We start from the raw sequence: 25,271 nt of genomic DNA, 5'->3' as shown, positions 1-25,271 counted from the left end.
CCCCTCACAGAAGACAGAGTCACCTTGACGAACGACGCCGCCGTCCACGCCGGAACGCATGGCGATCAGCCGTACGCGGATGCGGACCTCCTCGCGGGCCATCCGCTGGTCGCGTGGGGATCCCGCGCCGCTCAGCGGCTGCGCCGCGTCGATCGCAGGTGCCCGTGGGGCCTCGACACGGCGGTCGTGGTCTGCGCGTTCCTGGTGCTGTGCGTGCCCGATCTCGTCGGACATCCCGGCGGCCCGGACGAAATCCGCATCGACTTCACCCACCTCCCGCTGGCCGGGACCCTGGCGCTGCAAGCCGGGCTCGTACTGCCGCTGCTCTACCGACGCAGGAACCCCACAGTGGCATTCACCGCCATCTTGGCGGTGTTCCTGCTCCAGTGGTCGCTGGGAGTCTGGTTGCGCGCGGATGCAGCCCTGCTCGTCGCCCTCTACAGCCTGGTGCTGCACGGTCGTCTGCGTCACCTGCCCTGGGCGTGCGCCGGTATGGCAGGCGCCCTGGGTCTGGTCGCCTGGCGTTTCGCCGGCGCCGTATCCACGCCGGACGCTCTGTTCTTCCTGTGCAGCACCGCGGTCGCCGCCATCGCGCTGGGTTTTGCCGTACGGATCCGCCGTGCACAGCTGGCCGGACTCCGTGAGCGCGCGGCGCGTCTGGAGATCGAGCGCGACCAGCGCAGCAGGCTGGCTGCCATCACCGAACGTGCCCGGGTCGCCCGGGAGATGCACGACATCGTCGGTCACAACCTGTCCGTCATCATCACGCTGGCCGACGGTGGCGCGTACGCGGTCGAAGCCGCCCCCGAACAAGGCAAACAAGCCCTGGTCCTCATCGGTGACACCGGCCGCACGGCCCTGGGAGAACTGCGCCGTATGCTCGGTGCGCTGCGCGAGCGTACGGATTCCCTTCAGCTTGCCCCACAGCCCGGAGTCAGCGACCTCGAAGAGCTGTTCAGCCGTATCCGTGCAGCTGGACCGCATGTTGAATACCGCTTCAACGGCGACCCGGGAGCCCTGGACCGGGGCTTGCAGTTGATGGCCTACCGGATCGTTCAGGAAGCCCTCACCAACACTCTCAAACATGCCGGCCCCCACGCACAAGCGCAGGTCAGCGTCAGCGTCGAGCCCGGTCAACTGCGCATCCGTGTCGAGGACTCAGGCCCTCCTGGTGGGGCCGGCCGACTCCGGCCACCGCAAGCCGAGGGGCACGGGCTGGCCGGGATGACCGAACGTGCTGCCCTGTACGGGGGCACGCTCAACGCAGGACCCGGCCCCGGCACCGGGTGGACCGTGGAGGCCGTTCTCGATCTCACCCCGCTCCCCGAACCGTCAGGCACCACCACATGACCACTGTTCTGATCGTCGATGACCACCCACTGCAGCGTCTCGGCTTCCGCATGCTCCTGGAGAACGCGCCCGAGACCGACGTGGTAGGTGAGGCCGCTCACGGAGCCGAAGCCGTACGTCGCACCGCCGAGTTGTGCCCCGAGGTCGTCCTCATGGACATCCGTATGCCGGGGATGGACGGTATCGAAGCCACCCGCCGCATCGTCGCCGAAGGAGGGCCGTCCAAGGTCCTCGTGCTCACCACTTTCGACTTGGACGAATACGCGCACGCAGCACTGCGCGCGGGCGCCAGCGGTTTCCTGCTCAAGGACGCCCGTCCGGAGGAGCTGTTGGCCGGGATCCGATCCGTCGCCAAGGGGGATGCGGTCATCGCGCCGGCCCTGACACGGCGTCTCCTGGACACCTACGCCGACGGCCTGCTGGCTGGGCCCGAAGGACGGCAGGCCGAGGCAGACCCGCGATACCGGGCCCTCACCGAACGGGAACGGGAGATCCTGGTCGCCGTCGGTCAGGGCTGGACCAACGGCGAGATCGCCGAGCGTCTGGTGCTCGCCGAGTCCACGGTCAAGACACACGTCGGTCGCGTACTTGCCAAGGTAGGAGCGCGAGATCGCATCCAGGCCGTGATCCTTGCGTACGATCTCGGCCTCACACGGCCCCAGCCGCCCGATTAGGACGCGTACGCGTCCATCGGTCAGGCGTTGAGGACGCCGGTGCCCAGCAGAGCGAGCAGCAGGGCGCCAATGATGATCCGGTAGATGACGAAGGCGTTGAAGCTGTGCCGTGCGACGAACTTCAGGAGCCAGGCGATCGACGCATAGGCGACGACGAACGACACCACGGTGCCGACGATGAGTGGTGTGACGTCCATGCCGGCGCCGACTGCGTCCTTGAGTTCGTACAGGCCCGCACCGGTCAGGGAGGGAATGCCGAGGAAGAAGGAGAGCCGGGTGGCGGCCACGCGGTCCAGGTCGAGGATGAGGCCGGTGGACATGGTGGCCCCGGAGCGGGAGAAGCCGGGGAAGAGCAGGGCCAGGATCTGTGAGGAGCCGACCAGCATGGAGTCCTTGAAGGTGATGTCCTGCTCGCCGCGCTTGTGCCGGCCCATCTGGTCGGCCGCCCACATCAGTATGCTCCCGACGATCAACGAGGCGGCCACCACCCAGAGGGAGGCCAGCGGCCCGTCGATCAACGGCTTCGCCGCGAGGCCGACGATCACGATGGGGATGGTGGCGTAGATGACCCACCAGGCGAACTTGTAGTCGTGGTGCTGACGTTCGGAGCGGTTCGCCAGCCCTCGGCCCCAGGCGGAGACGATCCGCACGATGTCCTTGAAGAAGTACAGCAGGACTGCGGCGATGGCTCCGACCTGGATCACGGCGGTGAAAGCGACCACCGACGTGTCATCCACCTGGATGCCCATCAGCCCCTCGGTGATCTTGAGATGTCCGGTCGAGGAGACCGGCAGGAACTCGGTCACCCCCTCCACCACACCGAGGATCGCGGCCTGACCCACATTGATCGCGCTCATGCGCCGACACCTTCACTTGACGTAGCCATGGCGGACTTCTGATGCCGGAGACGATGGGTTCGAAATCGAGCGGCCCCGCCGACCGACCAGCGTGCGCGGCACGCCGGACGCACAGCGTATCTTCGATTCGCGAATAGAAGTCCAGTGGGTACGGTGAAGACCGCTCATGCAGGGAGGGCACCGTGAACGCCAGCCATCGACCGCCGGGCACAGGCGGCAAACGCCGCGCCAACGGGGCGCTGGAGGCGGAAATCCTCACGCTGCTGCAGACCTCCGAAGTGGCTCTGACCCCCGGCGAAGTGACGGAACGCCTGACCACCCCGCTGGCTCACACCACGGTGGCCACCACCCTCGCCCGTCTCTTCAACCGCGGAGTGCTGAAGCGCACTCCGCTCGGGCGCGGCTACACCTACACACCCGTCACCGATGAGTCCGGTCTGACCGCCAAACACATGCACCAAGTCCTGCGGAGCGGAAACGACCGGACATCCGTCCTGGCCCACTTCGTGGACGAACTCTCCGACGACGACGAGGAACTGCTGCGCCGGCTGCTGGACTCCACCGAGTCGTAGGTGAAGGGTGCCGCACCTACTCCTGGTGACACCAGTGAGGGCGCTGCGCGTGGGATCGGGGTTCTTGCTGCGAGGTGGTGACGTGGCAGGGGTGTTCCGGTGAGGCCGTGTCGAAGACCTGGTCGATGTCGCTGCCCGCGTGGGCGAGCGCGAGGCAGCAGATCGCCATCAGGGCGGCCAGGGATGTGACCACTCCGCGGCGCAGCGGGGCCGGCGGGGTGAGCAGGGCCTGGACGCGCTGCGGGACCGGGCCGCCGACCGCTGCCAGGGCTGCCGTGGGGGCGCGTTTGGCAGCCAGGGCGGCTCGGGCGACGGCGTGCGCCACGAGTTTGCGGCTGCCGACCGTGGTCGCGGCGGACTCGTCCGCCCAGCGCTCCATGACGTACGTCCCGGTGCGGGTCAGTGGACGGAGCAGCGGGTTGAGCGCCGCCGCCAGTTGCAGGACGAGGAGGAAGAGGTGGTGGCGGTGGCGGAGATGGGCACGTTCGTGGGCGAGCAGGGCGCGGCGTTCGTCGGCGTCGAGCGCCCGGAGCATCCCGGAGGAGACCACGACGCGGCCCGGGGCTCCGGGCAGGGCGAAGGCGGTGGGCACCGGATCGTCGACGACGGCCAGGTCGCCGGCAGCGGGCAGGGCGCGGCACTCGCGCCAGGCGTCGAGGAGGACGCGGACGTTGCGCCAGGAGACGACGGTGAGGGTGATCGCGCAGGCCAGCACCGCGCCCGCGCAGGCGGCGGCGACCGGCCGGTCGACCGGGGTGGCCCGGGCGAGGGCGCTCGGTGACCACTCCCCCTCGGCGGCGATCAGCGGGATCTGCCCGATCAGGGTCAGCGCGAGCATCGTGAGGACCGTCGCCCAAGCGCCGGCCGCGACCACGGCCGCACAGGTCAGGGACCAGGCGGCGGTGCGGGGCGGCAGTCTGCGGGCGGCCGCGGGGGCGGCGAGCGCGAGGGCAGCGCTGCCCAGGAGGGGCAGGGTGAGGCTGATCAGCACGGGTCAGTCCTCGCTCTGGCCGCGCAGCAACTGCTCCAGCAACTGCTCGTCCTCGGCGGGGAGTTCGGAGACGAAGCGGGCCAGTACGGCGGCCCGGTCGCCGCCGCGCTCCAGGAGGTCGCGCATCCCGGCGGCGGCGTGTCCGGCCTCGTCGCGTACGGGGGTGTAGAGGTAGCCCCGGCCTGCGCGCTCGCGGGTGACCAGCCCCTTGTCGTACAGCCTGGAAAGGATGGTGAGCACGGTGGTGTACGCGGGGTCGCCGGCCACCTTCTCCCGTACGACCCCCGCGCCGACCGGCTCCCCCGCGTCCCACAGCGCGGCAAGGACTTCGCTCTCCAGCTCGCCGGGCGCTCGTCGTCCTGTCTCCATGGGTCCGCTCCCCTGTGTTCTCGCGGTCGTCACCGCCAAAACTACTACGCCGTGTAGTGCTCTCGGAGCGGGCCGACCTCCCAGCCGCGCTCCGCGCAGGTGTCGAGAAGGCGGGGCAGCGCGGCGAGGGTGGTGCGCCAGGAGCCTGTCGTCGAGGTGCAGTCCGAGTCGTGGAGGAGGATCGTGCCGCCGCCGCGCAGATCGCGGACGACCGTGTCGTAGACGGAGCGCGGGGTGGCTTTGGCCCGCCAGTCCTCGCCCCAGGTGGTCCACAGGACGGGGGTGAGATCCAGGCGGCGTACGGCGAGATGGGCTGGGCCGGTGAGGATTCCGTACGGCGGCCGGAACAGGCGGGACGGGGTACCGGTGAGGTCACCGATGAGGCCGTCGGCGCGGGCGAGGTCTTCGTACGTGGCGCGGGGACCACGGAGCAGGAGGGGCTTGTGGGCCCAGCCGTGCAGGGCGATCTCGTGACCCGCCGCGGACATCTCCTGCACGAGGCCCGGTGAGCGCACCGCCATGGAACCGAGCAGGAAGAAGGTGGCGCGGATGTCCCGGGCGGCGAGCAGGCGCAGGAAGTGCGGGGTGGAGAGGTGGTCGGGTCCGTCGTCGAAGGTGAGGGCGACGTGCCCGGGGCGCCCGCGGCCGGAGAGGCCGGGCATGAGGCGGTTGCGCAGGGGGCCGAAGGTGGAGATCAGCGGACCGGCGTGCAGGGCGGTGGCGGCGAGGGCCGTCGTGGCCAGGAGGCGGCGGGCGGTGGTCATCGTACGTGTCCTTGAGGTCCTTCGTGATCGTCGTGATCTTCCAGGAAGCGCGTCACCGCGGCGAAGTGGGAGGGTGCGTCGGCGTAGGCCTCGGCCAGTGGAGCGCCGATCCCGAGGAGCGCGGTGAAGGCGAGTGCGGCAACCACGAGGGCGGGGCGTCGGAAGGTGCGGCGCGACGGAACAGGCACCGGTGCGGTAGCTGTGGCGGGGCGCGTCCTTCTGGTGCGCAGCCGATTCATGTACTCGGCCGCGAACACCGTTGCCCTCTCCGGGCTTGTTGCGGGGATCGGGGATGCGACGGTCGCGGCGGGGCGGAGGCAGTGCCTGGCTATGGTCTCGGCGGGGCCGCGCATTCCGGTGAACAGGGCCAGCCCCTGGGCCCGTTGGCGTTGTCCCGCCTCGCCTTCGTGGAGGTCGAGGAGTACGGACTTGAGGTCGGCCGGGTCTCGTATCCAGGCCGCAAGTCCCGCTTCCTGCAAGGCTGCCGCGTTGGTCCGGCCGTGGCCCGGTATGCAGCGGTAACTCGCGGTGGGGAGGCCGGCGGCGAAGGCTTCGAGCGAGGTGAGGCCGCCTGCGTTCTGAACCAGGACGTCGCAGGCATGCATCAGTTCGGGCATGTCCCGGATCCAGCCGAAGGCGTGGTCGATGCCGTCGGAGCGCAGCCGCTCGGCCAGGGCCTCGTTGCGGCCGCAGACCACGACGGGCACGGCGACACCGCTCTCGCGTATCTCCGCGGCCGCCTGCCGAATCGCGCCGACACCCCAGGAACCCGCCACCAGCAGGGCAAGCGAAGTGTGCGCGGGCAGGCCGAAACGAAGGCGGGCCAGGCGCCGGGTCTCCGCATCGCCGGGAACGAACCGCGGGTCGACCACCGGGCCGGACACCCGCACGCCCGCCGCACCGAGGGCGTGCGCCTGTGCTGCGGGGATCGGGTGAGCGGCCAGGTGGGCGTCGATGCCGGGGGCGACCCAGAGGCCGTGCACGGAGAAGTCGGTGAGGTACGTGAGCGCGGGTACGTCGAGCAGACCGCGCCGCCGCAGGGCACCGAGGACCTGGCTGGCGCCGGGGTACGTGGAGATCACCGCGACCGTGTCGGAGGTGATGGCACGCAGTGTGCGGCGCTCGGCGGCGCGCAGCAGGGGGCGGATCGCGGGGCCGGGACGGCCTGTGGACCCGGTGGCCGCGTAGATCCGCTGATAGCCGGAGGGTGCCCAGGTCAGGAGGTGGTGGTAGCTCCCGGCCAACAGAGCACCGAGGCGGGCGGGAAGCAGGTCGAGGAAGTCATGCCGGTCGACTTCGTACCCCAACAACCCGAGCCTGTCGGCGAGTTGGGCCGCAGCACCGTCGTGCCCCGCCCCCACACTCGCCGAGATGATGACGATACGTCCGTGCACAGCGGATCAGCCTCCGGGGGTTTTCGGCCTCGCAGGCAAGGAACAGGCAGGAGCGTGGGCCGTCCACCTGAAACTACTACACGTTGTAGAGCTAATGGAATACGCACCCCCCTGACGCATCGCCAGACCTGGGACGACGCAGAAGCACTTCGGCTCCGCCGCGATCAGCCTGTGGACGTACGCCTACGGGCGAAGGCTGCCGCGCGATTGCCGCCCACAGCCCCATGACCGGACGGGGCCCTCCCGGCAGGGTTGTCCCTGTGATCGAAGTCAACGAACTCACCAAGCGCTACGGCGGCAAAACCGCCGTCGACCAACTCTCCTTCGCCGTGCGACCGGGCCAGGTCACCGGATTTCTCGGCCCCAACGGAGCCGGAAAGACCACCACCCTGCGGATGATCCTCGGCCTCGACGCGCCCACCGGCGGACACACCAGCGTCAGCGGCGTTCCCTTTCGCAGCCACCCGCGCGGGCTGCGGCACGTCGGCGCCCTCCTCGACGCCGGCCAGGTACACGGCGGACGCACCGCCACGGCCCACCTGTCCGCACTGGCTCACAGCAACGGGATTCCACGACGCCGGGTGGACGAAGTTCTGCACGAGGTGGGCCTGGCCGAAGCCGCACCCCGCCGCATCAGCGGATTCTCGCTCGGCATGAAGCAGCGGCTCGGCATTGCCACCGCGCTGCTCGGCGACCCGCCGGTGCTGATGTTCGACGAGCCGGTCAACGGCATGGACCCAGAAGGCGTCCTGTGGATGCGCCGCCTCTTCCGGCGCCTGGCAGCCGAGGGCCGTACGGTCTTCCTCTCCAGCCACCTGATGTCGGAGATGGAACACACTGCCGACCAGCTCGTCGTCATCGGTCGGGGCCGGCTCATCGCCGCCGAGTCGGTACGGGACTTCGCCGCGCGCAGCACCCGCCTCAGCGTCGTGGTAGGCACGCGGCAGACCGCCGTGCTGACGGAAGTGCTGACCGCCGCAGGAGCAGAGGTCAAGCCGGAGGGGCCGGCGGACGCGGAGAAGCTCACCGTGACCGGTCTGTTGGCGGACCGGATCGGGGCACTCGCCTTCGAGAACCGGATCCAGCTCAGCGAGCTGACCACACGGACCGCCTCCCTGGAGGCGGCCTTCATGGAACTCACCACCAACAGCGTCGAATACCAGGCAGGACAGCCCCGATGACCACACCATCCTCGGCCGCCCCGCACATCTCGGCCATGGCTGCCGCCGAGCCGGCCGTCCGGTTCCGCCACCTGCTCGTCTCCGAATGGATCAAGGTACGGTCCCTGCGTTCCACCCCGTGGACCCTCGTACTGACCACCCTGTTCGTCATCGGATCCGCCGCTGTAGCGGCGCTGGCGGAAGCCGACAACCTACGGTCGCTGAGCCCGGCCGCGAGGGCCGATCAGGGATTCCAGGTGTTCGATGCTTTCCCGGCCCCCGGCTACATGACTCTGATGCTGGTTGCCGGCAGCGTCGGCGCCCTCAGTATCGTGAGCGAGTACAGCAGCGGCCTGATGCGCACCACCACCGTGGCCGTCCCCGCCCGTGGCGCGGTCGTACTGGCCAAGGCAGTCGTCACCGCCGCACTCTGGACCGCAGTCGGCACTCTCGTCTCCACCGGTTGCTTCCTGATCTCCCAAGCCATCCTCAACAGGCAGCAGGCGGGGGTTGCCCTCACTCATCCCGGAGTGCTCCGAGCGCTGGTGGCGTCCGCCCTGCTGGCCCCGGTCTGCGCACTGATCGGCCTGGGCTTCGGAGCTCTGATCAGACACAGCGCCACCACCATGGTCACCAGCGCCTTCATCCTGGTGATGCTGCCGACGATCTTCTCGGAGCGCACACGCTGGTCCGCCGCGATGCGTCACGCGATGCCGGCCACAGCCTGGAAGCGCTTGGTTCAGAACTGGCCGCCGGATCCCCATTCGCTCGCCCACAGCGCTTCCGTCCCCGGTTCGTGGGCCGTGTACGCGCTCTGGCCGCTCATCGCGGTCGTACTCGCTGTGGTCGTCGTGCGGCACCGCGACGTCTGAAGACGCTCAGGATGTGTTCAGGTTCGCGATGACAGGAATCGCCCCCCTCCCGAACTGGGTCCGAGTCGAACCTCCGCCAATTGTCTGCCGTGCCCTCTGTAGCCGCAGAACCTACGCACGAGGGGCGACGCACCGTTTTCGGACGCGGGCGGCGCCTACCTCCCGGACTGCTGCATCGCCGCGACGTCGGAAGACGACACACCTGGCACCTGCTGAGCAGTGCTGTCCAGCAGGCCGAGTGCCGCGGAGACGGCGGCCGTTGCGTCGCCCGTCTCGATCGCACTGGCGAGCGCGTCGTGTTCCGAGGCGCCGTCGGACGCGAAGTTGTGCAGGCGGCGGTCGTCGCGGACGCTCTCGGCGAGTGCGCGGCTGAAGCTCGCGTACATGTCGATCAGCAGGTCGTTGTGGGAGGCACGGGCGACGCCCAGGTGGAAGTCGACGTCCGCCGCGACGAACGCGGCCTGATCCCGGACCGCACTCGCCTCGGAGCGCTCGGTGAGCGCGCGCCGCAGCTCGGCGATATCCCCTGAAGTGCGGCGTTCCGCCGCCAGGTTGGCCGCGATGACGTCGAGGCCACGGCGGACCTCCAGCACGTCGCGTTCGCTCGCGTCGGTCAGCCGGCGGCGGAGGGCGACGTCCGCGGGGTCCGTAGCCACGACGAAGGTGCCGTCTCCCTGGCGGGTGGCGAGCAGGCCCGCGTGGACGAGGCCGCGCACGGCTTCACGGACCGACGCCCTGCTGACGCCCAGCCGTGTGACCAACTCCGCCTCGGTCGGGATGCGATGGCCGAGAGCCCAGTTTCCGCTGGAGATCTCCTCGCGCAGTTCCTGGGTGACTGTCTCGACCAGCGAGACGCGCTCCACTTTTTTCATCCCCGACCCCTCCCGGAAACATCAGACGACTGATAATCATACCTCCAGGCGGCCGAATTGAGGCCGCGCACCGCCCCGCGAACTACGGGTGGTGAGGACCGAGATCCCGGCTCGGCTGTCATGTCTGCGCATCCTCTCGAAGGGGGTCGGTCCGATGCATGATGCCTCGGAACCTGCAACGCACAGCCCGGCGGACCACGCCACAGCCGTGGACACCCGCCCCGCCCCGGTCACAGCGGACGCACTCTCGTCCGTCGGCCGGGCCCTTGACACGATCGGTCTGAACCGGGCCCACAAGCTCATCCTCGTGATGGTGCTGCTCGGCGCCTTCTTCGATGTCATGGAGGAGAACTCCCTCGGCGCGGTCGGCCCGGCGCTCAAGGACGTCTGGCACATCTCCACCACCGAGCTCGCCTTCCTGCAGACGGTCACGATCACAGCCATGATCGTCGGAAAGGTGGCCACCGGCGTCATCGGGGACTACAAGGGCAGGCGCTTCGCCCTGGCATTCAACCTCTTCCTCTACTGTCTGGGCGCCCTGCTCTGCGCTCTCGCCCCGAACTACGCGGTGCTCGCCGTCGGCCGGTTCGTGGTGGGCGTCGGCCTCGGCGGGGAGATCGCCGCCGGCATGACACTGCTGAGCGAGCTGGTGCCGACCCGCTTCCGCGGCGCGGTGGTGGCCTCCCTCAACGTCGGCGCCGGAGGCCTGGGCAACATGCTCTCCTTCGGCTTCGCCGCCCTCGTGCTCGGCCCGCTCGGCACCTTCTTCGGCGGCCCGGACAACAGCTGGCGGTGGATGTTCGGCCTCCTCGTGCTGCCCGCGGTCCTGGTGGTCTTCTACCGCCGCTACCTTCCGGAGACCCCCCGCTACCTGGCCTCGCGCGGCCGCATCGACGAGGCGAACCAGGTACTGACACGGCTGGCCTCCGGACGCCTGAAGGACACCGGTGCCAAGGTCATCGAGTATGTGCCGCAATCCGCCGTCGGGTCCGCGAAGCCGGAGAAGGTGCGGCTCGCGGAGGTCTTCCAGGGACGCTTGCTACGCCGTACCGCGGCGCTCGGGGTGGCGTCCTGGATGAGCTTCGGCGCGCAGATCACCGTACTCGTCCTGATGCCCACCATCCTGGTCGACCAGGGCTACTCGATCACCAAGAGCCTCACCTTCACGATGGTCATGAATGTCGGCAGCCTCCTCGGTGCCGCCGCCGCCACCTACGCCGCCGCGCACTGGCCGCGCCGCCTTGTGACGACGAGCGGAGCGGTCGCGGCCTGCCTGACCGCGCTCGCCTTCGGCTTCCTGGCACATGGCACGGCCTTGATCCTGCTGCTCGGCGGGCTGTTCCAGTTCTTCGTCCTGATGCTGAACAGCACGATCTTCGCCTGGGCACCTGAGCTGTACCCGACCCGGGTGCGCGCCTTCGGGACCTCCATGGTCGCCGTGCAGGGCAACATCGCCGGCGCCCTGGTCCCACTCGGGGCGGGTCTGCTCCTGGACAGCTCCGGCGTCGTCGCGGTCTTCATGGTCATCGGCGTGATGTACGCGGTGATGGCCGTCGCGACCCGGTTCGCTCCTGAGACCCATGGCAGGCCCCTCGAAGACATCAACTCCGACGCCGTACGCGCGACATGACAGTCCCAACAGTCCCGCGTGCCGGCCTGACGACCACTCCACACCAACCCGCACACCGAAAAGGAACACCGATGGAACGCTTCCATGTCTCCGCCACCTCGCACTGGGCCAACTACCTGCCCGAGTACATCGCCCGCGAGTTCGGCTACTACGAGGACGAAGGACTCGACTTCTCGCGCTCGGCCCCGGACGACTGGACCCAGGTCCTGACCGACCTCGCGGACGGGAGCGCCGACGTGGTGCTCGGCGGGCTGTGGGTGCCGGCGATGTACCACGGGCGCGGGCGCGAGTACGTCCCGTTCGCCCAGCTCAACGGCCGTAACCCCAAAGTGCTCGTAGTCCGCGAACCAGTAACGGACTTCGATTTCAAGGACCTTGAGGGCAAGACCGTGATCGCCCCCGGCGCCGGCGGCACCGCGCCCTATGTCCACACCGCGGGCCTGATGCGCCGCGCCGGCGCCGACGTCTCCATGATGCGCTGGGTGCGGGATCTGTCCGGCTCCATGCTCACCGAGCTGTTCCTGGGCGGGATGGGCGATGCCCTGGTCACTGATGCCATCAACGGTGCATTCCTGGAGCGGACGGGCAAGGCGCACATCGCCGTCCGCCACCACGAGGTGGGCGGCGCGATGCCCAACAGCGTCTACTACACGACCCGGCAGGTACTGGAGCGCGACGACAAGATCGTGTGGCGGTTCTGCCGGGCGCTGCAGCGCGCATACGACTGGCTCAAGGAGCACGAGGCCGCCGAACTCTCGGACCTGCTGAGGCGCGAATGGCCGCAACTGGACACCCCGTTCCTCGCCACGGTCATCGACGAGCTGCGGGCCGGCGGCATCTGGGACGACATCCAAATCGACGAGCAGGGCTACGCCGAGTGGATGCAGATCCTGGCAGAGGACGGGCTGATCGACGAGCCCATCCCGTACGCCGACCTGGTCGACCCGCGGCCGGCCGCGGAAGCCGCGGTGGCGCGCTCATGACCACGCTGTTGGCGCTGAACACGGCCGAGATCCGCGACACCCTCGACATGGCGCAGGTGGTCACCGCCGTGGAACAGGCACACGCAGCCTTGTCATCGGGCACCGCGGTGCAGCCCGAGCGCTCCGTCGCCGAGGTGCCGGGCACCTCGACGCTGCTGGTGCCGATGCTCGCGGCGATCGGCCCGCAGTCCGCCGCCGGCGTCAAGCTGCTCGCCGACACCCCGGACAACAGGGCGCGTTCGCTGCCCACCCAGCAGTCGCTGATCCTCCTTGTCGACCCGGTCACCGGGTCCGCCGAGGCGCTGCTGCACGGCGCGGCCATCACCCAGTTCCGCACCGCTGCCGCCTCGGCGGTTGCGACCCGCCACCTGGCCGACCCGTCCGCACCGGCTCGTACCCTCGGCCTGGTGGGGGCCGGCAACCAGGCGCGTACGCATCTGGCGGCCATCCGCTGCGTATGCGACATCGAACGTGTCGTGGTGTGGAGCCGCAGCCCGCAGACGGTCGCGGCATTCCGTGAGCACGCCCAGGAGCACGCGCCAGGTGTCGAGATCGTCATCGGTGCTTCTCCGGAGGAGGTGGTGCGCAGCGCGGACATCGTGTGCACGCTCACCCCGTCGCACACGCCGCTGGTGAAGGGGGCGTGGTTCCGGCCGGGTCAGCACATCAACGCCGTCGGGGCACCGCCGCGCCCCGAGTACCGCGAGATCGACACCGAGGGGATCGTCCGCAGCAAGGTCGTGGTCGACAGCTACGGCACGGCGCTCGCGGAGTCCGGCGACGTACTGATCCCGGTGGCCGAAGGGGCCATCACCGCCGAGCACTTCCGCACCGAGCTGGGTGACGTGATCACCGGCGCCGCGGCCGGCCGACAACGGGCGGACGACATCACCCTCTACAACTCGGTCGGCGTCGGCATCCAGGACATCGCCACCGCCCGCCTGGTGGTCGACATCGCCCGGAGCAAGGGACTCGGCACCGAGCTGAAGCTGTCCTGACCGCGCGGCGCCGCGAGGCGCCTGCCCCCTGAACGTGCTGCCCGCCGCTCGCCGGGATCGAGTCGGCGGGCAGCACACACCTCAGCGTTCGCCCCAGCTCCACGACCACCCTGCGGAGGCAGCCGTGAAAGTCCTCGTCGTCAACGTGAACACCACCCAATCCATGACCGAGGCCATAGCCGCCCGGGCACGGCAGGCAGCCGCACCAGGCACGGAAATCGAGGCGCTGACACCGCACTTCGGACCCGCGTCCGTGGAGGGCAACATGGAGAGCTACCTCTCCGCGGTGGCCGTCATGGACCGGGTGCTCGCCTACGACGGCCCGTACGACGCCGTGATCCAGGCAGGCTTCGGCGAACACGGACGCGAAGGTCTGCAGGAACTGCTCGACGTCCCAGTGGTCGACATCACCGAGGCGGCCGCCCACCTGGCCATGCTCATCGGCCGTACGTACTCCGTGATCACCACACTGGATCGGGCCGTCCCGCAGATCGAGGACCGTCTCGCGCTGGCCGGCCTGCTCGGCCGCTGCGCCTCGGTCCGCGCCAGCGGCCTGCCCGTTCTGGAGCTCGAACAGAACCCGGACCGCGCGGTGAAGGAGATCGCGGAACAGGCCGTCCGCGCGGTCCGCGACGACCGGGCCGAGGTGATCGTGCTCGGCTGCGGCGGCATGGCAGGTCTGGAGGAAGCGGTACGCGAACGCGCCGGCGTCCCCGTCCTCGACGGAACGGCCGCCGCCGTGAAGCTGGCAGAGTCACTGACAGGCCTCGGCCTGTCCACGAGCAAGATCCGCACCTACGCTCCGCCCCGCCCGAAGCCCATGACGGCCTGGCCACTCGGCGCCCAACTCGGCCTGTGGCACCCTCGCGAGGCGCGAACCCGCTCCTGATCCTTTCGGTTCGAGGTGACGATGCCCCTGACGGTGGACGTATCCCGGTGGCATGAGGGATGCCGATGGGTTGGCCCGCCCCCGATCGAGCGGGCCCGCCGGGAGCGTGTGCGGGTTCCAGGCTGCTGAGATGTTCGCGGCGGGGGCGCGTCCGCGTACTTCCCTGCTTTGGCCCACAACTGCCCCAGTCACGAGGTGACCCATAACGGCACCGGCATCACATTGACCCGCTCTCCGATCACGTCATAAGCCACCAGCCACCCAACCCTGCATCAGACCCGACCGCCATCGCGTGGCTCCGAATATCTGACTCTCCGTGACAACTGCACGGAATGTGAGCCAGAACCACTTCTCACGAACAACTTCCCAGCCAACCAGCCGGTGACATCCACTCAGACGGACAACTGACAAACACCGTCAGAGCCATCCTTGCGAAAACCATTGGTGCCAGGCTTGCTCCGCTGATGGACTGACGTCCTGCCGTGAGTCTGCCGCGTGACGGAGGTAGTGGTGGTGACGGGCTATGACGTGCTTGCCGAGGTGTACGAATGGCTCATCTCGGATGCAAAGTTGCCTCCAGCCGAGTTCGCTGCGTCGTTCGACGACGTCCTCAATCTCCTGCCGTCGAACGCTCACGTCCTCGACTGTTCGTGCGGAACCGGACAGCTGGCGGTTGGCCTCTCCGATCGTGGCATGCAGGTTGTCGCAACTGACGCCAGCGAGGCGATGGTTCGTCGGACCGCAGAGTTGTCCGAGGAGTTCGGGGCATCCGTCCGGGCCGTACGGGCGAACTGGGAAGAGTTGCCCGACCATTTCCAGGACAACACGTTCGACATGGTGTTCTGCGTTGGCAACTCGCTTCACCATGCCACGGGCGCGACAGGCAGGGGTGCTGCTCTGGAGTCGATGTCACGGCTTCTGCGCCCCGGCGGGCGCTTGGTACTCACATCCCGCACTTGGGAACTCGTGAGGGCCAGAGGTTCCCGGCTGGAGATCAGTGACCGACTCGTCCGCCGGAACGGTCGCGATGCCGTCGTGGTCTACCGCTGGGAGATTGCGCCGCATTGGGAGGAGGAGCACCACATCGAGATTGCGATCGCGCGAGTTGATGCGACCGGGTTGGTTCTTGTCCGCTCGGAACTGCTGTCCTGCTGGCCCTACCGGTACGAGGAACTCGAAGACGAGCTGCACCGGGCCGGACTCCAAACGGAACTGAGCACGTTCGACCTTGAGGCCGAGAACTACATGGTGGTCGCGCGCAAGGTATAAACACCGGACTCTCAGTGAGCCTTTTCCAACCTCCTGGTTGGGTCCGTGGCGGCATGCACGCAGACATGCCAGCAGCCCAGTTGCTGGGCTGGACCGAGGAATCAAACGAGGTCCCGCACGGTCCGGAATCAGGAGACCTTCGGGCGCCCGGCCGCCTCGGGTCGCCAGACATCAAGGTCCAGGGCCACCGTGAGGAAGTCACTCTCCACACGGACGACAACGTCGGGATCCTTGATCCCCGCGGCGAACTCCTCGGCCCGGGCATCGTCGAGCAGGAAGACGAAGTGCTCGATCACCACGGGCTGATTCCTGAGGTCACCATCCGGATCCACCGCGGTGTTCGCACGGTCTGCTGCGAGGCAGAGCACCATCATGAACACCTTGAGGTGATCCGCTCCGAGCAGCAGATCGGCTCCGTGGACAACCATGACGATGCCCACCCCGCCCGTGACGGCCTCGTGGAGGTCATCGTGGCAGTCGACCAGAGCATCCCAATTCCAGCCGAAATAGCCGGGGACTCCGACCGCCCGAGCAAAGGCGTCAAGCACACCGGCCTCATCTGTCAGATCGCGAGCATGCACCTCGTACACCCGACCACCCGCAGCTCGTAGAGCCGCGATCTGCTCTTCGAATTCAACCGCCTCGCGAGGCCCGAAGATGACCCAGGGCGTCTCCGGCTTGGCTACATCGAACGAGGCCACATCTGACCCTTCCTGGCGCATTCGCGTGCAACCTGACAGCGACGTCCGCCTGTTCGGGGTCGAGGGCTGTACGTAGCGATGAAGCTCCTGGTAGACGCGTTCTCGACCAAGATCGCCCGTGCCCGCCAGGAGCTTCCTGTGCTTACTTACCCCTCGTCGATCGATCTGTCCAGCCGTGGCCTGCAGCTCCTGACTGAGCGGCTCGCTGTTCGGCGACGGGAGCTCGGTACCCGGTGGCGATGACTACCTACCGACCGCCAGGGCCTGCTCGCCCTGGCCACCTCTGGTGCGGTGACACCTGTGCCCAGCTTGCCGCTGGGTTCGGAATTGGTATCGCGATCGCCTACCGGTACATACGCGAGGCCATCGAAGTCTCGGCCGCTCTTGCACCGACCCTGGCGGAGGTGATGGAGACGGCCCGGGCGAAGGCGTTCGTGATCCTGGACGGCACGTTGCTGCCGATCGATCGGGTCGCCGCCGACACCCCCTAATATTCGGGAAAACACAAGCGGCACGGCATGAACATCCAGGTCCTCACCGACCCGTTCGGCCGACTGCTCTGGGTATCGCCAGCCCTGCCCGGAGCCACCCACGACCTGACCGCTGCCCGAAGCCATGGCATCGTCGACGCGCTCGCCGCCGCGGGACTGAAGTGCTGGGCGGACAAGGGCGTACCAAGGCACTGGCCAGCACATCCGAGTCCCCTACCAGGGCCGCCGACGCAACCGCTGGAAGCGGCGGCACAACAGCCGTCACGCCAAGATCCGCTGCGTCGGCGAGCAGGCCATTGCCGTGCTGAAGGGCTGACGACTCTTGCGGAAGCTCCGCTGCAGCACCAACCTGATCACCGGCATCGTGAAGGCAGTCGTCCCCCACCAATTTTCAACGTGAGCTTGGAAAAGGCTCCCTACGCTTTCCTGCGGGATGTGGTGAGCCATCAGCAGCCTCTATCACCTGGTCGTCACCCGCGCCCGCACCGAAGCAACTGCCGCGAGTTGACAGCGCACCCCGACCCGGCGCGATGCCGAGTAGGATCCTGCCCGGCCGCAACTGGCGAAGGTGGACAACCACCGGGGAGCGGCCGTTTTCTCGCGTAAGCGTCGACCGCCTGGGCGCCAGCGTCAGTGATGTCCAGCTGACCCAGGAGGCTATGACGTGGATCTACGTTACGGAATCAACCCGCAGCAACACACTGCCTATGTCGCACCAGTACGCCCTGGGCAGTGGCCGGTTCGCGTGCTGCAGGGCAGCCCGTCCTACATCAACATGCTGGACGCGCTGAACAGCTGGCAACTGGTCTTGGAGGCCGCCCGAGCTCTGCACCGGCCTGCCGCCGCCTCCTTCAAGCATGTCTCGCCGGCCGGCGCGGCGGTGGCCGGGCCCGTCGATGACGTCACGGCTGAGCTCTACAGCATCGACCGCGACGGTGTCGGAGCGCTCACCAGCGCTTACCTGCGTGCCCGCGATGCCGATCCGAGATCCTCCTACGGCGATTTCGCCGCAGTCTCGCACCCGGTCGACACCGAACTCGCCGAGCTGCTGACGGGTGTGGTCTGCGACGGCATCATCGCCCCTGGCTACGCTCCCGGCACCGTCGCGGCGCTCAGCCGGAAGAAGAACGGCCGTTTCCTGATCATGGAAGCAGATGAGGCGCTCATGCCCCCTCAACATGAGACACGGGAGATGTTCGGCCTGCGGCTAACCCAGCAACGCGACGAGGTGACGCTCTCCACCGAGCTGCTGGACAACGTCGTGTGCGGTTCGCTGCCCGCGACGGCAGCGGAGGATCTCCTGCTGGGCTTGGCCGTCCTGCGCTACACCCAGTCCAACTCCGTGTGCTTCTTGCGCGGCGGGACAACCCTGGGGATCGGCGCAGGCCAGCAGTCCCGCGTGGACTGCACCCGCCTGGCCGGCGCGAAAACCGACACCTGGTGGCTGCGACGCCACCCGGCGGCCCGCACGCTCACCTTCCAGCCGCACATCCGGCGCCAGGACCGGATCAACTGGCAGATCCGCTTCATCGAGGGCGACCTCACCCCGGACGAGAACGTTCGGCTGGCGAAAGCACTCTCCGCACCCGCACCCGAGCTGACTGACGACCAGCGCAGGCAATGGCTGACTGGTTTGAGAGAAGTCGCGTTCGTGTCGGACGGCGCCTTGCCGTTCCGCGACAACGTCGACCATGCCCACCGGCATGGCGTCGGCTACATCGCCGAGCCGGGTGGATCGATCCGTTCCAGCGAGGTCGAGGACGCCTGCCGCGAGCATCGGATCGCTCTCACCCGCACCGGGCTCCGGTTGTTCCACCACTACTGAGCCTGAACTCGTGGTGTCGTAGCTGCTGACAGGGGTTGATCCTCGCGGTATGCCGTTGTCATGAGGTACGCGCAGGGCGGTGGTCTGACGGACGAGCGGCGAGAGTTCCGCGAGGGCATCCGGAAGGTGGCGGCCGGGCGGTTCGCCCGTGGCGAGCCGAGCCTGGTCATCGCGAAAGATCTGCGGGTCAGTGTCCGGTCGGTGCAGCGGTGGCGGAGGTCGTGGGCCAAGGGCGGCCCGCGGGCCCTGCGCTCGGTCGGATCGGCCTCCCCGCCACGCTTAAGCGAGGCCCAATTTCTGCAGCTGGAGGCGGAGTTGGCCAAGGGGCCCATGGCTCACGGCTGGCCGGACCAGCGGTGGACGCTGACCCGCGTGAAGACCGTGATCGGCCGCCGTTTCCACAAGAGCTACACCATCCAGGGTGTGCGCAAGCTACTGATCCGCCACGGTTTCTCCTGTCAGATTCCGGCCAGACGGGCCCTTGAGCGTGACGATGAGGCGATCACTGGCTGGGTGAAGGAGACCTGGCCGCTGGTGGAAACACCGCGGCGGCGCTCGACGCCTGGATCGTCTTCGAGGACGAGTCCGGCTTCTCGATGACGCCGCCGATCGCCCGCACGTGGGCCCGACGCGGGCACACCCCCGTCATCCGGGTCCGTGGCCGCTCCCGCCGACGCGTCTCCATCGCCGCCCTGACCTGCTACAAACCAGGCGAACGCTCCCGCCTGATCTACCGGCCCCGCCGCGACGACGGCCGGCGCGACGGGCGCAAGTCCTTCGCCTGGACCGACTACCGCGACCTGCTACAGGTCGCTCACCAACAACTCGGCGGCCCGATCGTGCTCATCTGGGACAACCTGAACGTGCACCTCGACGTTCGGCTCCGCAGGTGGACCGCCGATCGGGACTGGCTGACCGTCTACCAACTGCCGTCCTACGCACCGGATCTCAACCCGGTCGAGGGCATCTGGTCCCTGCTGCGGCGCGGCTGGCTCAGCAACGTTGCTTTCACCAGCCCAGACCACCTGGTCCAGACCGTCCGGCGCGGCCTGCGCACGATCCAGTACCGCAGCGACCTCATCGACGGATGCCTTGCCGGAACCGGCCTATCCCTCAACCCGACGACTTCACGAGTTCAAGCTCAGTAATGTCATCGAGGCCCCCGCACCAACCAGCGGTGGGGGACCTTAAAGCCGGTGAACCCACAATTCATGAAGTGCGGACGGATGAACGGGAATCTGTCGCTGGCCTTGTGACGAAGTTGGGTCAGGTTCTCATGAAAATTCCGATGCGTGTCGTTTTCTCCGGGTATCGCGGTGGGCCGGGGTGCGCCCCCGGTACGAGCTCGTACTGCCTATCCTTGAAAGCCCGCACCGGAGGCCACGGTTCGGGCCTAGTCGGCGAGCTGGACCTGGAAGACGGCCTGGTTGAAGTACGCCTTGGCGTCCTGGATGAGGCCGTCCTCGCCGAGTTCGTAGATGTTGATGCCTGACCCGGAGCCATCTGACGCATCGTCAAGTTCGTTCGTCAGTAAACCGTGACGAGCAGAATGCGATCCTCAAGCAGGAGCCCCCAGGGCCGACCGCGGTGGAGCCCGGCCGCGGTCTCACGCCTCACAGCGGCCACCAATTTGCCGAAGCAGCGCGGGGCTCAGCCCGCTGAACGGGCCTATCCAAGACGGCTCAGACGCCGTGATCACACCAGCCACGCGAAGATCATCTCGGTCGTGGTCGGCCGTCCGGGGGCAGGTTCAACTACCGCTCAGGGGTGAACCCCATGTGGGATCGTGCCACGATCTGTCCGTCAGGCGAGCGAGTAGGTAGTCCGCCGTGTTGGACGCGGCGCCTTGCGGGACTCCGACTGCGGCAAGGGCGGCGCTCACCCGCCCAGAGGCACCGTCCGGAACGTCGGGATCGCCTAGGAGGGGCAGGACCAGAAGGAGGCGGGCGGCGCAGTCCTCGACCCCGACCGCCCCGGGTGCTGGATTGTCCGCCATGTTCACCAGGTCTTGCCACATCAGCCCTGTTCCCGACAATTCCCCCTCCCAGCCGGTGATCCGTTGTACGCCGCTCTGACCTTCGGGGACGAGCAGGAAGTCGGTGCGGTAGTCGCCGACCAAGTTGCGGTACACCACGACGATTCCGGGACCAGCCGAGGCAGGCACCCGGAACACAGGCCACCATTCGGGGTCCATGAGGGTCTCGGACAAGGCTTCGGTATCAGCGCCGTCATCGCCGAACCACTCCGGGGCAGCACGCTCAACATCCGTCCCGCCAGCGCAAAACTCCAGCAGGTAATTCGACCAGAACCCGGGGCGAGTCAGCAGACACTCCCCGGCAGCCAACGGGCCGTCGTCGTATCCCTCGATCAGCATCCCGCAAGCCTGTCACCTGCCGCTCACCAGGCGCGCACCAGGGACAGGCGAAGGGAACCACCAGTCACGGAAAGCCCCTAGTGTTGCGACGTGCAATACCTGGCAGGGCCATTCCTCCTCAGTGTCCTCAAGCGGGGACGTGCCATCGAGCAGCTCCTCGGGCCATCCGAATCTCCCGACCGGATTGGTGTCTCCTACGTCGAGGTACGGCCCGCCGAGGGCAACTACGAGATCTACCTCCACGCCGTTCTCGACACCGAACCCCAGACCTACGACCTGGTTTCTCTTCCTCCGCTGTTCGATGCGGAGGAAGAGGACTTCGGCCTCCTGGTCGCAACCACTAGCGACCCAGCTGCCGCACTGGACGCTGCCGCAGACCGAACTGGAGCCGTGCGCGAACGCTGGGTGAACCAGTCCATGGCTGGCGACGGCTACCGCGACTACGTCCTCGCCGGCCGCCCCGGCCAGGCACCTGACGGCCGACCCTGGCCTACTCCGCAAAGCTCCTGACACCACCGACTTCACGGAGGTACGGACAGAACCCGTCAGCCTGAGTAGTCCAGAGCAGTGCCCGCCGCTGCCCGGCATTCTGCTGGTGTCCTCTGTGTGACTTCTCCGCGCATGGGTGAGTATCCGCTTGAGGCACGGTCCAACCCTCGCTCAGATTGCCTTGCCTGTCAGGCGAGTTGGCGTCGGGTGCGGTGGTGGCGCGACCCCGGATGAGGTCGCCGGTTGCGGAGTCTGTGTTCGCGGGTGGTGTGCACCGTGTGGTTCTCGCATCACTGGGTGAGGTCGCGGAGGCCGTCGATGACTTGCGTGCCGGTGGGGGCGTTGTCGGGGTCGACCAGCCATTGCAGCATGAGGCCGCCGAGAAGGGCGAGGGGGACTGATCCGCCGAGGCCTTCGCGCGCCCGTCGTTGGCCCTCGGCGAGGTGCTCGCGCACTGTCTGGGAGCGTTCGGCCTGGACGACGGCCTCCAGTTGGGCGACCCATAGTGCCCGGTGGGTGGTGAAGCTGTCGATCAGTGCCTGCCAGCGTTCTTGCGGGTCGGTCGCGCCGGGGCTGGCGGCGAGGGCGGCGTCGAGTTCGTCGACCGCCTCGACCAGTGCCTGGGTGAGTAGGGCTTCGCGTGAGCCGAAGTGGTAGCCAATGGCGGCGTGGCTGACGCCGGCGGCGGTTGCGATGTCACGGACGGTGGTTCGTGCCCAGCCGCGCTCGATGAGGCACTGCTTGGCGCCGTCGAGCAGGTCCTGCTTGTTTCCCATCATCCAAGCATAGCGTCGAGTTGACCATTTGGTTCAGACACTCGACTAGACCGTTTGGGCAATTAGGCGTACGGTCCTTGCCATGACAAAGAAGACGGTCCTCATCTCGGGTGCCGGTGTGGCGGGTGCCGCCCTCGGACACTTCCTCCACGCCGACGGCTACCAGGTCACGGTCGTCGAGCGGGCTCCCGGCCTGCGCGGCAGCGGCTACGCCGTCGACTTCCGCGGCGCCGCCTTCGACGTCCTCGACGAACTCGGCGTCCTGGACGAGATCCGCGGTCACGACACCGCGATGCGCGGCACCACACTCGTCGACGCGGACGGAGGCGAGATCGGCAGGCTGCCTGCCGAGACGTTCGCCGGGGAACTCGAGGTCCCCAAGCCCGAGTTGACGAAGATCTTGCACCGTCTGACCGAGTCTGAACTCACTTACGTCTTCGGTGACTCCCTCACCTCGCTCACCCAGCACGACGACGGTGTCGCGGTCGAGTTCGAACACGGCGCGCCCCGGTCCTTCGACTTGGTGGTCGGCGCGGACGGGCTCTTCTCCAAGGTCCGCCAACTGGCCTTCCGCCCCCACGAGCAGACACTGCGTCACCTGGGCATGTCGGGCGCCGGGTTCACGGCCGACAACGTCCTCGGGCTCGACCACACAGGGGTTCTGCAGAGCGGCGAGGGCACCGCGGTGTACGCCTTCAGCGCCGCCGATCCCGGCCGGATGTCGGTCAGCCTGTCGTTCGCGACCGCGGCACCCGTCCTGGACCGTCGGCCGCGGACCGAGCAGGAGCAGGCGCTGCGCGACGCGTTCGCCGGAGTCGGCTGGATTGCACCCGACCTGCTCAAAGCGATGACGGCCGCCGACGACTTCTACTTCTCCTCCTCCGCCCAGGTACACCTGGACGCCTGGTCGACCGGCCGGGTCGTCCTCGTGGGAGACGCCGGATACTGCGCCGCACCGACCGCCGGCATGGGCACCTCACAAGCCCTGATCGGGGCCCGCACCCTGGCCCGCCAGTTGACCGCCGCAAACGGCGACCACACCGCCGCATTCACCGCCTACGAAGCCGAGCTGCGCGAGTACGTGACGGAGAACCAGATCAAGGGGCAGGAGGGCGCTGCTGCTTTCGGCGGCAGCACCCAGTGACTCCAAGGCCCCGGCCCGAGCAGTCCTCGGCAACGAACGGCGAGCAGGTGGAACACCTGAACACCGGGCTGAAGTAGATCACTTCAGCGAAGGCGGGACCCAGGCGTAGTGACGCAGGATCATACGGGTGGCGACCCGGGACGGGGTCAGTCGCATCGCCGTGTTCCGCAGGGGGACGGCCAGCGGGTGGGACAGTGGCTGGCCCATTCTCCCGGGCTGCCGGGCGGCTGCTGCGACGACCTGGCTCCGCGGTCGGCGCTCGGCCTCGTATCGAGCGAGCGCAGCCTCGACGGTGGACTCCGAACCGAGGGCGGCCGCCAGAGTGACCGCGTCCTCCAGTGCCTGGCAGCGCCCAGTATGTTCGCGCGCTGCCAAACCGGCTTACCCAGCCGCGACACTGTGCGCGGCACCGGCGGCCTGGAGGACTCGCGCCCACGACCGGACGCCAGGGCGGCGGCGCAGCAGGGCCCGCCGCTCTCGTTCCGTCATGCCGCCCCAGACCCCGAACTCCACCCGTGCGTCCAGGGCTTCGGTCAGGCACTCGACGCGCACCGGGCACCCGTTGCAGAGCGCCTTCGCCCGCTTCTGCTGAACTGAGTCCGCGAAGAGCTGCTCCGCATCAGTCCCCCGGCAGGCAGCCTTCTCCCGCCAGGACGGCGTCTCGTCCACCATCATCATTTTCTCTCCCCGTTTGTATCTTCCCTGATCACGACGCTAGTTCCCCCGACACCGGGTGGCCAGCCCGTTTCCTCAGGATTCACCTCGCACTCCTTGGAGGCGGCTTTGCCATCGGGCGTCGCGGGATCACATCCTGCCGACAGTCGACTGGGCCGAAGTGCCTGTGACAGAACGAAGACCTCGCGGAGAACCGCCCGTAACTCGGTGCGAGATACAAATACTTCAGACCGCAAACGCACCGCACCGCACCGCATACGGGGGAACACCATGAACAACAGCCGCATCGCCGCTCTCGCCGCCATCAGCCTCGCCGCCACCCTCTCCCTCACCGCCTGCAGCAGCGACGGCTCCGGCAAGGACTCCGCCGCCCAGAACGCCTCCACCCCGGCCTCGGCCTCTCCGTCCTCGGACAGCGGCTCGACGTCTGGAGGCAGCTCGGACTCCGGCGCCTCCACCGCCAACAACACGAAGCCGGACTCCGCCGGCCAGGACACCCAGACCGGCACCAGCACGAGCGGCGCCACGCAGACCGGCAGCAAGGTCACGTTCTGCAAGACCCAGGACCTGGCCATCGACGCCGAGTACGCCGCTGCCGGCACGGACGAGGGCCGGATCAACATCACCATGATCAACCGAGGTTCGACCACCTGCTCCGCCACCGGCTTCGCCGGCGTCGACATCAAGGACGCCGACCACACCTCCAGCCCCATCGCGCGCGGCCAGGCCCAGCCGCGCATCACCGTCCTCAAGCCCGGCGACGCCGCGGTCTTCGACCTCGCCTACACCATCGACTCCACCGGCCACAGCCTCGCGTCCCCGACCAACATCCTGGTCACACCCCCGAACGAGACGCACACCATCAGCCTGGAGTGGCCTTCCACCGCCGGTCAGATCAAGGGCGCCTACACCGACGTCCGGGTCTACCCCACCCACACCACCAAGTAGGAAACAGTGACTGCCAGTCAGCCACGTTCAACGGCAGCCTGGTTAGGGACTTGTGCACGGGCCCCGTTCGTCTCTCGGTTCTGGCCGCCCCACCTCCCTGTGATCAAGGAGGTTTGTGTTCCTCGGTTCTGGCCCCATCTCCGGAGGATGTGATGACGTATCGAGGTGGGTGATCCGCGGTCCGGTGGGAGGTGCGTTCCGTAT

The 25,271-nt window shown here is 68.1% G+C and carries 25 protein-coding genes, 3 pseudogenes and 1 riboswitch; of the genes and pseudogenes, 16 read left to right on the top strand and 12 right to left on the bottom strand.

Annotated features, from left to right (window positions below; translation table 11 throughout):
• The first annotated feature begins 24 nt into the window (after positions 1 to 24).
• The gene (locus OG707_RS40550; protein WP_443071456.1) at positions 25 to 1,350 is read left to right on the top strand and encodes a sensor histidine kinase; all 1,326 of its coding nucleotides are present in this window, start codon (positions 25 to 27) and stop codon (positions 1,348 to 1,350) included.
• On the top strand, positions 1,347 to 2,024 hold the full coding sequence (locus OG707_RS40545) for a response regulator transcription factor (RefSeq protein ID WP_329127085.1): 678 nt from the start codon (positions 1,347 to 1,349) through the stop codon (positions 2,022 to 2,024). Before OG707_RS40550 ends, OG707_RS40545 begins: the two co-directional genes overlap by 4 nt.
• Positions 2,025 to 2,044: 20 nt before the next feature.
• Here the strand turns inward: OG707_RS40545 and OG707_RS40540 are convergent, their stop codons facing one another.
• A complete protein-coding gene (locus tag OG707_RS40540; RefSeq protein WP_329127083.1) occupies positions 2,045 to 2,881 on the bottom strand; it encodes an undecaprenyl-diphosphate phosphatase in 837 nt (278 codons plus the stop codon).
• Positions 2,882 to 3,063: 182 nt separating this feature from the next.
• On the opposite strand from OG707_RS40540, the gene OG707_RS40535 reads away from it, so the two are divergent.
• Complete coding sequence (locus tag OG707_RS40535; RefSeq protein ID WP_329127082.1) at positions 3,064 to 3,453, top strand: BlaI/MecI/CopY family transcriptional regulator; 390 nt, start codon at positions 3,064 to 3,066, stop codon at positions 3,451 to 3,453.
• 16 nt (positions 3,454 to 3,469) lie between these two features.
• Here the strand turns inward: OG707_RS40535 and OG707_RS40530 are convergent, their stop codons facing one another.
• From OG707_RS40530 to OG707_RS40515, 4 genes are read right to left on the bottom strand one after another with little or no spacing between them, the layout of a single operon-like run.
• Positions 3,470 to 4,444 carry a M56 family metallopeptidase gene (locus OG707_RS40530; protein WP_329127080.1) on the bottom strand — a complete coding sequence of 325 codons (975 nt, stop codon included), beginning with the start codon at positions 4,442 to 4,444 and terminating at the stop codon, positions 3,470 to 3,472.
• A gap of 3 nt (positions 4,445 to 4,447) precedes the next feature.
• Positions 4,448 to 4,813: a BlaI/MecI/CopY family transcriptional regulator gene (locus OG707_RS40525; protein ID WP_329127078.1), complete on the bottom strand. Its 366-nt coding sequence runs from the start codon at positions 4,811 to 4,813 to the stop codon at positions 4,448 to 4,450.
• Between the two features lie 44 nt (positions 4,814 to 4,857).
• Positions 4,858 to 5,577, bottom strand: coding sequence for a polysaccharide deacetylase family protein (locus OG707_RS40520; RefSeq protein WP_329127076.1), 720 nt, complete (start codon positions 5,575 to 5,577; stop codon positions 4,858 to 4,860).
• Entirely contained in the window at positions 5,574 to 6,971 is a 1,398-nt protein-coding gene (locus OG707_RS40515) for a glycosyltransferase (RefSeq protein ID WP_329127074.1), read from the bottom strand. Before OG707_RS40515 ends, OG707_RS40520 begins: the two co-directional genes overlap by 4 nt.
• Positions 6,972 to 7,231: 260 nt before the next feature.
• Between OG707_RS40515 and OG707_RS40510 the strand changes: the two genes are divergently transcribed.
• Together OG707_RS40510 and OG707_RS40505 are read left to right on the top strand one after the other, a co-directional pair.
• Positions 7,232 to 8,152, top strand: a complete 921-nt coding sequence (locus OG707_RS40510; protein WP_329127072.1) for an ATP-binding cassette domain-containing protein — start codon at positions 7,232 to 7,234, stop codon at positions 8,150 to 8,152.
• The gene (locus OG707_RS40505) at positions 8,149 to 9,003 is read left to right on the top strand and encodes an ABC transporter permease subunit (RefSeq protein ID WP_329127070.1); all 855 of its coding nucleotides are present in this window, start codon (positions 8,149 to 8,151) and stop codon (positions 9,001 to 9,003) included. Before OG707_RS40510 ends, OG707_RS40505 begins: the two co-directional genes overlap by 4 nt.
• Before the next feature lie 155 nt (positions 9,004 to 9,158).
• Here the strand turns inward: OG707_RS40505 and OG707_RS40500 are convergent, their stop codons facing one another.
• Positions 9,159 to 9,875 carry a FadR/GntR family transcriptional regulator gene (locus OG707_RS40500; RefSeq protein WP_329127068.1) on the bottom strand — a complete coding sequence of 239 codons (717 nt, stop codon included), beginning with the start codon at positions 9,873 to 9,875 and terminating at the stop codon, positions 9,159 to 9,161.
• Positions 9,876 to 10,029: 154 nt separating this feature from the next.
• Between OG707_RS40500 and OG707_RS40495 the strand changes: the two genes are divergently transcribed.
• The 5 genes from OG707_RS40495 to OG707_RS40475 all read left to right on the top strand — a co-directional run bounded on the left by OG707_RS40495 (position 10,030) and on the right by OG707_RS40475 (position 15,644).
• On the top strand, positions 10,030 to 11,505 hold the full coding sequence (locus OG707_RS40495) for an MFS transporter (protein ID WP_329127067.1): 1,476 nt from the start codon (positions 10,030 to 10,032) through the stop codon (positions 11,503 to 11,505).
• A gap of 71 nt (positions 11,506 to 11,576) precedes the next feature.
• Positions 11,577 to 12,488, top strand: coding sequence for an ABC transporter substrate-binding protein (locus tag OG707_RS40490; protein WP_329127066.1), 912 nt, complete (start codon positions 11,577 to 11,579; stop codon positions 12,486 to 12,488).
• A complete protein-coding gene (locus OG707_RS40485) occupies positions 12,485 to 13,486 on the top strand; it encodes an ornithine cyclodeaminase family protein (RefSeq protein ID WP_329127064.1) in 1,002 nt (333 codons plus the stop codon). Before OG707_RS40490 ends, OG707_RS40485 begins: the two co-directional genes overlap by 4 nt.
• 124 nt (positions 13,487 to 13,610) lie before the next feature.
• Positions 13,611 to 14,375 carry an aspartate/glutamate racemase family protein gene (locus tag OG707_RS40480; protein ID WP_329127062.1) on the top strand — a complete coding sequence of 255 codons (765 nt, stop codon included), beginning with the start codon at positions 13,611 to 13,613 and terminating at the stop codon, positions 14,373 to 14,375.
• Between the two features lie 513 nt (positions 14,376 to 14,888).
• Entirely contained in the window at positions 14,889 to 15,644 is a 756-nt protein-coding gene (locus OG707_RS40475; protein WP_329128227.1) for a class I SAM-dependent methyltransferase, read from the top strand.
• Between the two features lie 128 nt (positions 15,645 to 15,772).
• Here OG707_RS40475 and OG707_RS40470 read toward each other — a convergent pair whose 3' ends face one another.
• Positions 15,773 to 16,345 (bottom strand): barstar family protein, encoded by a 573-nt coding sequence (locus OG707_RS40470; RefSeq protein WP_329127059.1) that lies wholly within the window; start codon positions 16,343 to 16,345, stop codon positions 15,773 to 15,775.
• A gap of 138 nt (positions 16,346 to 16,483) precedes the next feature.
• Here OG707_RS40470 and OG707_RS40465 point away from each other — a divergent pair.
• The 3 genes and pseudogenes from OG707_RS40465 to OG707_RS42510 all read left to right on the top strand — a co-directional run bounded on the left by OG707_RS40465 (position 16,484) and on the right by OG707_RS42510 (position 19,809).
• Positions 16,484 to 17,236 (top strand): annotated as a pseudogene (locus OG707_RS40465) (transposase family protein).
• A 145-nt stretch (positions 17,237 to 17,381) separates the two neighbouring features.
• Positions 17,382 to 17,466: riboswitch (ZMP/ZTP riboswitch) on the top strand.
• Positions 17,467 to 17,500: 34 nt separating this feature from the next.
• Positions 17,501 to 18,661 (top strand): phosphoribosylaminoimidazolecarboxamide formyltransferase, encoded by a 1,161-nt coding sequence (locus tag OG707_RS40460; protein ID WP_329127058.1) that lies wholly within the window; start codon positions 17,501 to 17,503, stop codon positions 18,659 to 18,661.
• 60 nt (positions 18,662 to 18,721) lie between these two features.
• Positions 18,722 to 19,809 (top strand): IS630 family transposase gene (locus OG707_RS42510; protein WP_443071354.1). Its coding sequence is split into 2 segments (ribosomal slippage): positions 18,722 to 19,180 and positions 19,183 to 19,809, totalling 1,086 coding nucleotides; the frame shifts between segments, so codons are not numbered across the junction.
• Positions 19,810 to 20,191: 382 nt separating this feature from the next.
• Here OG707_RS42510 and OG707_RS40445 read toward each other — a convergent pair.
• Both OG707_RS40445 and OG707_RS40440 read right to left on the bottom strand, forming a co-directional pair.
• Positions 20,192 to 20,369, bottom strand: a pseudogene (locus tag OG707_RS40445) (IS5/IS1182 family transposase); the annotation flags it as partial.
• 42 nt (positions 20,370 to 20,411) lie between these two features.
• Positions 20,412 to 21,035, bottom strand: coding sequence for a hypothetical protein (locus OG707_RS40440; protein ID WP_329127056.1), 624 nt, complete (start codon positions 21,033 to 21,035; stop codon positions 20,412 to 20,414).
• A 90-nt stretch (positions 21,036 to 21,125) separates the two neighbouring features.
• Between OG707_RS40440 and OG707_RS40435 the strand changes: the two genes are divergently transcribed.
• On the top strand, positions 21,126 to 21,545 hold the full coding sequence (locus OG707_RS40435; RefSeq protein WP_329127054.1) for a hypothetical protein: 420 nt from the start codon (positions 21,126 to 21,128) through the stop codon (positions 21,543 to 21,545).
• A gap of 269 nt (positions 21,546 to 21,814) precedes the next feature.
• Here OG707_RS40435 and OG707_RS40430 read toward each other — a convergent pair whose 3' ends face one another.
• Positions 21,815 to 22,300: a TetR/AcrR family transcriptional regulator gene (locus OG707_RS40430; RefSeq protein ID WP_329127053.1), complete on the bottom strand. Its 486-nt coding sequence runs from the start codon at positions 22,298 to 22,300 to the stop codon at positions 21,815 to 21,817.
• An 82-nt stretch (positions 22,301 to 22,382) separates the two neighbouring features.
• On the opposite strand from OG707_RS40430, the gene OG707_RS40425 reads away from it, so the two are divergent.
• Positions 22,383 to 23,444: an FAD-dependent monooxygenase gene (locus OG707_RS40425; protein ID WP_329127050.1), complete on the top strand. Its 1,062-nt coding sequence runs from the start codon at positions 22,383 to 22,385 to the stop codon at positions 23,442 to 23,444.
• 78 nt (positions 23,445 to 23,522) lie between these two features.
• On the opposite strand, the pseudogene OG707_RS40420 reads toward OG707_RS40425, so the two are convergent.
• Together OG707_RS40420 and OG707_RS40415 are read right to left on the bottom strand one after the other, a co-directional pair.
• Positions 23,523 to 23,798 (bottom strand): annotated as a pseudogene (locus tag OG707_RS40420) (FAD-dependent oxidoreductase); the annotation flags it as partial.
• 27 nt (positions 23,799 to 23,825) lie between these two features.
• Complete coding sequence (locus OG707_RS40415; protein ID WP_329128225.1) at positions 23,826 to 24,116, bottom strand: WhiB family transcriptional regulator; 291 nt, start codon at positions 24,114 to 24,116, stop codon at positions 23,826 to 23,828.
• A 273-nt stretch (positions 24,117 to 24,389) separates the two neighbouring features.
• On the opposite strand from OG707_RS40415, the gene OG707_RS40410 reads away from it, so the two are divergent.
• Complete coding sequence (locus OG707_RS40410) at positions 24,390 to 25,067, top strand: DUF4232 domain-containing protein (protein ID WP_329127049.1); 678 nt, start codon at positions 24,390 to 24,392, stop codon at positions 25,065 to 25,067.
• Positions 25,068 to 25,271 lie beyond the last annotated feature (204 nt).

The sequence above is a fragment of the Streptomyces sp. NBC_01465 genome (assembly GCF_036227325.1).
In the GTDB taxonomy this organism is placed as follows: Bacteria; Actinomycetota; Actinomycetes; order Streptomycetales; family Streptomycetaceae; genus Streptomyces.
Note: the sequence above shows the minus strand (reverse complement) of the source record. Positions and strands in the feature narration are given on the sequence as shown.